Here is a 3,459-nt window from a genome sequence, read left to right as displayed (position 1 = left end):
CAGCGTCCCGTGACGTTCCAGGACGCGCCGCAGGCCATCCTGCCCGAGGCCCTGCGCGACGAGAATCCGCTCGGCATCCAGCGCCGCGTCGACGGGGTGCTCACCCGCGAGGCGCTCTGACCGCGGGCGGGCGCCACCTGAGCCAACGTCGATCCCGGCCACAACTCCTCCGGGTGCCCCGTCGCATTTGCCTCCGAACACGTGCAGCGCCTTCTTGGGAGTCGCCCAGCCCACCCCTCCAGAATCCGGCAGAATACTGCCGAAAACGAGCCGGGATGGACAGTTCGAAGCGGCGGGTGGCCTAAATCGGCAGTATATTGCTGAAACAGGCTGGTCCTGAGAGAATGGACCACGAACCTCTGCAAATCGGCAATAACCTGCCGGAAGGAGCGCTCCATGGCAGATGCCAAGGCCATCGGATCCGCCATCCGCGCTGCCCGCAAGAACCTCGGCATCACTCAGCAGGTTCTCGCCGAACTGTGCGGGCTCTCCGAGCGCACCGTCCGTGACATCGAGGCTGGGACCGGGACCAGCAGCCTCGCCGCCGTCGCGGCCGCCGCCGCCGCCGTCGGCCTCCACCTGGCAGCAGTCCCATGACCAGAGACCTCGCCAAGCTACGTTTCGTCCCCACCGCCGACGTCTACAAGGCCGGCATCCTGGCGGCGCACCTGACGCGCACCCGCGAAGGTGCCGTCGCCTTCGCCTACACACCCGAGTACCTCGCTGCAGGCGGTGCGCCCGTCGCGTCGACCCTCCCCGCGGGCGCCGAGCCAGCCGTTCACCCCGGATTGCCCCCGTTCTTCGCTGGACTCCTGCCTGAAGGGCACCGCCTTACGGTCCTCCGCAGCGCGGTGAAGACCAGCCCGGACGACGAGCTCTCCGTCCTCCTGGCAGTCGGCGCAGATGTCCCCGGCGATGTCCAGGTCGTCCCCTCCGGAGAGCGCCCCGAGGAGCCGCCCGTCGTGGCCGAGCTCGACGGCGAACCCGTTGACTTCTCCAAGCTGGCCGATACCCTCGACCTGCACGGCCTCCCCGGCGTGCAAGACAAGGTGAGCGCCTCGATGCTCACCGCCCCGCTCGCAGCCCGCGGGGGCAGGTACATCCTCAAACTCGACCCGCCCGACCATCCCCACCTGGTCCTCAACGAGTCGCTCCACCTCCTCATGGCCGCGGGGATGCGGCTGCCGGTCGCCACCCACTCGTTGCGGTGGGACACCGCCGAGCGTGCCGGGCTGCTCGTGCGCCGCTTCGACCGAGCCCCCGGCGGCGACGGCTGGCGGCGCCTGCCGCTCGAAGACGGCGCCCAGCTCCTCGGCGTGCTCCCCGCCATGAAGTACGGCGTCAGCACCGAAGACGTCATCAGAACCGTCGCCGACGCCTGCAACGCCCGCCCCGTCGCGCTCCGGAACCTCTACATGCAGTTCCTCTTCGCATGGCTCACCGGAAACGGCGACCTGCACGCCAAGAACGTCGCAGCCCTCGGAGATGGAGCCGGCAACACCACCGTCGCCCCGATCTTCGACATCCCCTGCACCCTGCTGTACGGGGACGAGTCCGTGGCCCTCCCAGTCGGAGGCGCCACCCGAAGGCTCAAGGCCTCCCACTGGGCGGGGCTCGCCCAGGACATCGGCCTGCCCGCGAAGGCGGCCCGCTCGGCAGCCTTGACGGCACTGCGCGTGGCGGACAAGGTCGATCTCGGCGCGCTGCCGTTCACCGGGACGCGCCTCCACCGCGCCCAGCGCGAGCTCCGCACCCGCCGCCAGGAGATCAGCGACCTCTGAGGAGACGCAGCGGCAGGCAGCGTCGAAACAAGGCAGGCTGCCTCTACCCACGGGGTCGTGGGCAGCCGAGCCAACTATGTCCCCGCCCGCCTCGGCCAGCCCATGCCCCTCCTATGGGCAGCCGGCTGCACGACCGGAGCCTTGGCTGCGATCTTCATCTGCAGCCACACAGACGCCGCCTCGACATAGCGGCCGATATGGTCGATGACCCGGTCTCTGAAGATCTTCGAAGGGTCACGACCGATCTTCACGAGCTCGACCAGACGCCTACGCGCGATCTCCTTGACCCAGCTCCTGATCGAGTGGTTGACCAAGTCGGCGACGGTGGCAGCGGGCCCGGTGTCCTACACGAAGTAGATGGGGTAGTTCCGTTCTACCGAAGAGTGCCGGCGAGCACTGGGGTGTGCTCTGTGCTCGCCCAGACCGGCTGGGCCGCTGTGCTGACCCGCGATGGGCTCGAACGAACGGGCAGCCGGGCCGAAGAGCGGCGAGGTCAGGCGGTGCGGCGGCCGCGGCGCACGAAGAGGACGATCGCGACACCGAGGACCAGGGCGCCGGCACCGATCCAGATCATCAGGAACGGCAGTGACGAGCCGGTGTTCGCCAGGACGGGAACGCTCGCGGTGTTCGCGGACGTGGAGCTGGCCGGGGCGACAGTGAGCGAAGCGGTGCCGACGTTGCCCGACGCCATGCCTGTCGCGGTCACCGTGTAGGTGCCCGAGGCGTTCGCCGGGAGGACGACGTCCACCATGAGCGCACCCGCGCTCGAGGCCTGCTTCGTGACCGTAGTCAGGACCGCAGCCTTGACCGTCGCGACAGTGACGTAAGTCACACCGATCACCGACACGCTGATTGACTCGTCCGCGACGAACGACCCGGCGGCGAATCCCACCGTCGACGTGCCGCCAGGGGCGGTGCTGCCGGAGACGGTCGTGCTGCCGCCGGGCACATAGCCGGAGGCGTTGGCGGCGGCCGGCGCCACGGCGAGGGCCGCGACAGCAATGGACAGAGCCGCGAGGGCCTTCTTGAACATGAGGAATCCCATCTGATCGGTCGAAAAAAGCTCGGCTGGCAGCCCGTGCCTTTGCTCTGTCGGCAATGGGCTCGCCCACCATGTGTGCGGCACGGCGACCCCCCCGGTCGCCCCAGCCGATTCTACATTGGACATGTACAATCCGGTCAGCGGAGAACACCCCGGCGGCGATCTGCTCTAGCATCGCCTCGTAGTCGGGACGACGGCGCCCGCTGAAGGCACTGACGTCATTTTGGTCCGCCGACGGCGGGGACTTGCATGGTCCGATGGCTCCACTCCGGGTTCCCCGACTTGTGCGCCAACCGTCCCAGCTTCACAGCGGACGACGGCGCCGCTCGCCTGCGATCCCGGGCGGCGCCTTCCGCCGGGGTCGCCGAGAAGGGGAATCCGGCTGAGAAGGTGGGGAGGCCGGCGGAGTACCCGGGGAATGTGACGGAGTGACGGGGCCGTTGTGGCGGCGGAGCCTAGAGCTCGAGGACGTCCGGCCGCTCGAGCGCCTGGCCCGCGACGTCGACGGTGACGCTCGGCCATGCCGGATCGGCGGAGAGCACCTCGAAGCCTGCCTCGGTGCTCAGGATCGTGTCCTCGACCTTGCAGCCCGGGCCAGTCGGGTTCCACGCGAACGCCGCGTCGGTGCCGAGCGGC

4 protein-coding genes and 1 pseudogene are annotated in these 3,459 nt (G+C 69.3%); 2 read left to right on the top strand and 3 right to left on the bottom strand.

Annotated features, from left to right (window positions below; genetic code table 11):
• Nucleotides 1-396: 396 nt before the first annotated feature.
• Together ACLN58_RS19765 and ACLN58_RS19760 are read left to right on the top strand one after the other, a co-directional pair.
• On the top strand, nt 397-597 hold the full coding sequence (locus ACLN58_RS19765; RefSeq protein WP_415856942.1) for a helix-turn-helix domain-containing protein: 201 nt from the start codon (nt 397-399) through the stop codon (nt 595-597).
• Nucleotides 594-1,781: a type II toxin-antitoxin system HipA family toxin gene (locus tag ACLN58_RS19760; RefSeq protein ID WP_415856941.1), complete on the top strand. Its 1,188-nt coding sequence runs from the start codon at nt 594-596 to the stop codon at nt 1,779-1,781. The genes ACLN58_RS19765 and ACLN58_RS19760 overlap by 4 nt, the downstream gene beginning before the upstream one ends.
• Before the next feature lie 74 nt (nt 1,782-1,855).
• On the opposite strand, the gene ACLN58_RS19755 is transcribed toward ACLN58_RS19760, so the two are convergent.
• The 3 genes and pseudogenes from ACLN58_RS19755 to ACLN58_RS19745 form a co-directional block, all read right to left on the bottom strand.
• On the bottom strand, nt 1,856-2,095 hold the full coding sequence (locus ACLN58_RS19755; protein WP_415856940.1) for a hypothetical protein: 240 nt from the start codon (nt 2,093-2,095) through the stop codon (nt 1,856-1,858).
• Between the two features lie 179 nt (nt 2,096-2,274).
• Complete coding sequence (locus ACLN58_RS19750) at nt 2,275-2,826, bottom strand: LPXTG cell wall anchor domain-containing protein (RefSeq protein ID WP_415856939.1); 552 nt, start codon at nt 2,824-2,826, stop codon at nt 2,275-2,277.
• Nucleotides 2,827-3,278: 452 nt separating this feature from the next.
• Nucleotides 3,279-3,459: pseudogene (locus ACLN58_RS19745) on the bottom strand (hypothetical protein); the annotation flags it as partial.

Source organism: Sinomonas sp. G460-2 (genome assembly GCF_047759905.1).
Classification (GTDB): domain Bacteria; phylum Actinomycetota; class Actinomycetes; order Actinomycetales; family Micrococcaceae; genus Sinomonas.
The sequence above is the reverse complement of the archived record's forward strand: the minus strand, read 5'-3'. Positions and strand labels throughout refer to the sequence as shown.

What these genes read in the sequence shown, in the direction of transcription:
- ACLN58_RS19760 (WP_415856941.1), top strand. Translation starts at nt 594, where the DNA reads ATGACCAGAGACCTCGCCAAGCTACGTTTCGTCCCCACCGCCGACGTC.
- ACLN58_RS19750 (WP_415856939.1), bottom strand. Translation starts at nt 2,826, where the DNA reads ATGGGATTCCTCATGTTCAAGAAGGCCCTCGCGGCTCTGTCCATTGCT.
- ACLN58_RS19765 (WP_415856942.1), top strand. Translation starts at nt 397, where the DNA reads ATGGCAGATGCCAAGGCCATCGGATCCGCCATCCGCGCTGCCCGCAAG.